At 68.9% G+C, this 5,053-nt stretch carries 3 protein-coding genes and 1 pseudogene; 1 reads left to right on the forward strand and 3 read right to left on the reverse strand.

Features of this window, described 5'->3' with window-relative positions:
• The 3 genes and pseudogenes from K228_RS0123850 to K228_RS0123860 all read right to left on the reverse strand — a co-directional run.
• Positions 1–518 (reverse strand): annotated as a pseudogene (locus tag K228_RS0123850) (hypothetical protein); the annotation flags it as partial.
• Entirely contained in the window at positions 515–3,307 is a 2,793-nt protein-coding gene (locus K228_RS0123855; RefSeq protein WP_025620638.1) for an AfsR/SARP family transcriptional regulator, read from the reverse strand. The gene K228_RS0123855 and the pseudogene K228_RS0123850, both read right to left, overlap by 4 nt.
• 210 nt (positions 3,308–3,517) lie before the next feature.
• Positions 3,518–4,582: an AfsR/SARP family transcriptional regulator gene (locus K228_RS0123860; protein ID WP_245603584.1), complete on the reverse strand. Its 1,065-nt coding sequence runs from the start codon at positions 4,580–4,582 to the stop codon at positions 3,518–3,520.
• 9 nt (positions 4,583–4,591) lie between these two features.
• Between K228_RS0123860 and K228_RS29895 the strand changes: the two genes are divergently transcribed.
• Positions 4,592–4,933: a hypothetical protein gene (locus K228_RS29895; protein WP_245603585.1), complete on the forward strand. Its 342-nt coding sequence runs from the start codon at positions 4,592–4,594 to the stop codon at positions 4,931–4,933.
• Positions 4,934–5,053: the final 120 nt, after the last annotated feature.

Consider the following 5,053-nt stretch of genomic DNA (forward strand, 5'->3'; position numbering starts at 1 on the left):
AGGCCGTAGTCGGGGGCGGTGTCGGCGAGTTTGCCGGCCGCGCGGAGGGCGTCTCGGCGGCGGGCGGCGGCGTGCAGCATCCACAGGGCGTATGCCGAGCTGGACAGGACACCGAACACGGCGGCCCAGTACAGGTCTGGCCAGTGCCCGGCTACCTGGATACCGACCGCGACGGCGGCGACCATGGCCGAGAACGCACGCAGGCCGTAGGCGCGTTCACCGAGGCGCATCCGTTCGTCGGCCATCGCGGCGAGGGCCATCGCCAAGAGTTCTAGGCACAGCGCGAACGGCAGCACCAGCAGTACCCGGACCGGGACCGGCACGGCGGGCGACCAGGACAGGTGCTCGAGGGCGACCCAGGTCTGACCGATCACGGCGCCGGTGACGGCCACGGCATAGAACGGGTATGCCCACCGCGCTGACCAGCCTGCGCTGCCGTCGCTCGGCGGTCGGCTGCGGCCCGGGTGGTCGGCGGTGTCGTGGTTGGCCTGGAGCTGAGCGTCCGGGTTGTCGGTCATCTGCGGTTCCCGGCGGTGGTGGGCTGGAGTTGGCGTGCGGCGACGCGGCGGGTGGCCTCGGATGGTTCGGCGTCACCCAACTCAGTGAGGCATTGCTCGAGGCGGCGTAGGGTGCGCTGCACGGCGTCGGGTCGTCCGGCGCGGCCATGGATGCGCATGATCCGCTGGTACAGCTCCTCGTTGACCGGGTCGAACTCCAGCGCCCGTTCCAGGGCGGCTACCGCCTGGTCCGGGTGATCGGTTTCGGTGATTTCAGCGATGCGGGCGAGCGCGGACAGGATCTGGTGCCGGTAGGTCGTGGCATGGTCGCCGATCCAGGGATGGTTGCCGCCGTCGGCGAAGTCACCCCGATACCACTCGACTGCCTCCCGCAGCGCGGCGAGCGCGGCGGTGTCGTCTTTGGCCCGGTTGGCGCGCTCGATGGTGGTGAGCATCTGCCACAGGTCCACGGCGATCAGTTCGGGGTCGAGGTGATAGCGGCTGGTCGCCGGGTCGTAGACGACGAACATGGCCTCCATACCAGTGGCGGCGCGTAGCACTCGCCGGATGGTGCTGATGTCAGTGCGGATGCGTTTGCCGGCGGTGCTCGGATCGGTGTCGGGGTGCAGGTCGGCGGAGAGCTGGTCAAGGGTTCGCCCGTTCGGGTGCACGGCCAGCGATGCGAGGACGGTGTAGGAGCCGCTGCGCATCCCGGTGGCCACCGGCCCGGTCTCGGTCTCGACCAGGAGCGGGCCGAGGACCCGCAGCCGCACCGGGGCCGCACCGTCATCGGTCTGCGCTACTTTCGGCTCGTCTGTCTCAGCGGTGACCGGGCCCGGTGAGGTCTCGCTGGAATGGTCGCTGACGTCATTGCCGGCTTCGGGACGGGCTATTGCCTCGGCGAGCATGGAGAGGGTGGCGGCGAGGTTGTCTGCGCTGAGGGTGGACAGTCGGTTCACCGGGTGTGGTTCGTCGCTGGTGATGGTGCCCTCGGGGCTGATGTCGAGGGTGGGAATGCCGTCGTGGTGTCCGAGGATGACGGGGTGTAGGTCCAGGGTGGTGTGGTGGGTGGCGATGGCGTGGAGGCGGGGCGCGTGCCGGGGGTTGGAGTCGATGAGTAGTACGTATGGGGGTTGGGTCTCGGCGTGGTTGGTGTAGGTGTTGAGGTCGAGGATCGTTGCGGCGTTGAAGGTGTCCAGTAGTCGGCGCCGGCTGATCATTTCTTCCTCGGCGTGGGTGATGGCCGCTGCGGTGTCGGCGAGCACGATGAGGCGTTCTCCGTCGTAGGCGATGTTGTCGGGGTCGAGTCCGACGGTCAGGGCGTTTTCGGGTAGGAGCCGGGCGATTAGGTCGGCGGTGGTGACCACGATCGGGCGGGCGGTGGATGTTTCGGCCGCGGTGGTGGTTAGGACGGAGGCGAGGATGGCGCGGGCCGTTGGTATCGCGCCGTCGCCGTGCAGGGCGATTCCGGGACCGGGCAGGTGGAACAGGCCTATCTTGTTGCCGTCTGCGTCGATGCCGATCGGTGCCGCAACGGCAGGGCTGGCGCGGTGGCGGTCGCTGTTGCTGGGGCCGAGGTGGCGGCTGTCGATGATGTCGGTGGGGGCCAGAGATGGTGGCATCGGGAAGCGATGCGGTGGGCTGCTCACCGCTGCTGTGAGGGTCAGTCGGGCGTGGCGTCGTCGTTGTAGGCGTAGCAGGGTGGCCACGGAGGCGATGGCGGCGGCTAGGCCGAGGCTGATCCAGCCTCGCGTCGGCAGCGTGATCCCGGCTTTGTCGTCGGGTCGGTTGTCGAAGGGCACGGCACCCGGCGTGGGGGTGTCGACATCGGCGAAGCCGGCGGGGGCGCTTGGCTCGAGGTTCGGTGGTAACGGGCTCGACTCCGGGACGCTGGGCGCCGGTGACGCGGGCAGTGGATCAGCTTGGATGGTCTTGTCGGCCTCGGGTGTGGTGGTGCCAGAGCTGCCTGGTGGGGGACTTTCGGCGTTCTGTGGGGTGGCTGCTGGTGGGGCCTGGCGGGCGGGGAGAGCGAGGACCCAGCCGATGTGGATCTCGTTGGGGTCGGTGAGGGCGTAGCCGTTGGCCTGTTCGTGTCCCTGGTTGAGTTTGTAGATCTCTTGCCAGCGGTGCGGGTCGCCGAGGTGATTGGCGGCGAGGTCCCACAGGGTGTCTCCGGCGGTGACGTCGATGCTCCTGTCGGGGTGTTGGTCTACGAATTGGGCGTCGATGTGGTTTCGGGCCGAGGCCGGCGGGGTGGCGACAGCGGATTCGCTGTTGCGGGTTTCGAGAGTCGGAACGGCGTTGGCTGTCGTGGACAAGCTGATGGTGTGTCTCAGCTCGGAGGGGGCGGAGCAGGGAGGTGGTGTGTGCGGCGCAGCGTCGCGGATCGTGGCGTCGGCGGCTGATGACGGTGTCACCGCAGGCAGGCCGGTATCGGTGGCGGTGGGGCTGTGCGCGGTGGCGGGAAGGGCGGCGGTGGTGACGGCGGTGGTGCCGAGCAGCGTGGCCGCGAGTGCTTGCAGGGGGCCGGGTAGGTGCAGGGTGAGGTGCCATCGCAGGCGGGCGGTGAGGTATCGGTGGATGTGTTCGGTGATGGCGGTGATGAGGAGTATCCATAGCAGCCAGGCGCCGACGTACACCAGCAGAGCGAGGAAGCCGGTCGTCAGTGGCTGGTGCACCCATGCCTGAACCTGGTCCATGGATAGATCGACGGCGGTGAGCCAGCCGGACTGGTAGAGCAGTGCTGGTGGTGCCAGCGCGAGGGCAGCGGTGGCGGTCCGTACGACTGCTGTCGAGGCGTGCTTCGCCATGGCCTGTCTCACCTCCGGCGTTACGGCGGTTGGTGAGTCAGACCGTAGGAGCGCTATGTGCTGCCGGAGAGGGCGAAGGACCTGACAGCACCTCACACTTCCTTACACGGCCTCACAACCGCAGGTCCGGGCCGTGCGCTGCTCGGTGATCGCGATCTTCTCGGCTTGGTGGGAGACAGGCCGCGAGCGTCACCGCCCCAGCCGGGGCGGCTAGTACCCGATGGTGGTGGGGGTGACTGGGTGCGCGGCGGTGTCATCGTCGAGACCGGCGCGTGTGAGGGTTTGTTGGTAGCGGTCGTGGAGCCTGGCCGCGGCTTCGTGGTCGCCGAGGGCGGTGAGGACCCGGCCGGCGTGTCTGTGTAGCTCGGCGTTGTAGGGGTCGATGCGGATGCCGGCCTGCAGCAGCCGGAAGGCACGGTGTGGGTCAGGTTCCGCGGTGGCGAGGGAGACGCAGATGTCGATGATCTGCCGACGGGTTGCTTCGCGGATGGGGTCGAGCCATGGCCAGGTGCGCGTAGCGGCAAGGTCGGCGGGGTAGGCGTCGAGGACGGCCTGCCACGCGGTGTGGGTGTTGGTGAGCGTGGTGGCGGCGTGGTGAATGGCGGTGTTGAGGTGCCACAGGTCGACGTTGATGTGTGTGGGGTTGAGGCGGTAGCGGTCATCGACGTGGTCGATGGCGGGGAGGCCGCCGGCGTCTCGGATGGTGCCGCGTAGATCGCTGAGGGCGGTGTAGAGCCGTCCGGTGAGGGAGCGGCGGGGAAGACCTGGCCAGATGGCATCGGTGAGTTGTGCGGTGTCGGCGCCGGTGGGGTGGGCGGCGAGGTAGACGAGGATGTGGAGGGCGGCGCTGCGGCGGACGGTGAGGGGTTCGCCGTCAAGGAGGAGTTGGGGATCGCCGAGGACGTGCAGGTGTAGCCGCTGGCGGGCCGCCTGGTGGCGGAGGGTGGGTTCGTGTCGGGTGGTCTGTCGTGGCAGCCGCGGGTCAGGTGGATGGGGCAGGGGAGTAGCGCGGGGAGCGGTCGGCCCGCCTGGTGTCGGGTCGGGAACGGCGATGAGGGCGAGCAGGTCGATGGCGGCCATTTGGTCCAGGACGCATAGCCGTGGCCCGGTCCTCTCGGAGGCAAGGGGGTTGTGCAGGTGGCCTGCCGAGTCGGCGCGCCAGGTCGGGCCGACCGGCCATTCTCCTAACGCGACCACCGCGGCAGCGGTGGCGACGCAAGCTTCGACGAGGTTCTTGGCCTGGGATTCGTCGCCATCCTCCTCGCTGAGGAGCACGATCTGCCGATGGCGGGCCGCACGTGGCTGCCTGTCTTCGGGCCCTGGGACGGCGTGCGGTTCCGCGCGGTGGTGGGCGGCGTGGACGAGTTGCGCTGCTTCGTCAAGGTTGTCGACAATTGTCAGCGGCAGACGCCCGCCGAGTGCTTCTGCGGCAGGTCCGAGGAGACTGGCAAGGGCTGCCTTGGTGGTGATCAGCGATGTTGTGGGAGGTCGATGCCCGGCGAAGAGGGCAGTGACCAGCAATCCTCGTCCGACGGGCCGCGCGCCCGCGCCGATGAGACCCACGCCGCCAGCCGGCAGGACGTCAACGAGGGCGGTAATCCCGATCGATGGAGCCGGTGCGGCTAGTGGGCGGGGGCTGTCGGCGAGTGCGGCCCCTGGGTGTCAGGGTTGGGTGAGACCAGCGGTTCAGAGCAAGTAGCCCTCCCGGGGCGAGGATGGATCTTCTCTCGATGACGATTTCCAGCG

Source organism: Salinispora cortesiana (assembly GCF_000484695.1).
GTDB lineage: Bacteria > Actinomycetota > Actinomycetes > Mycobacteriales > Micromonosporaceae > Micromonospora > Micromonospora cortesiana.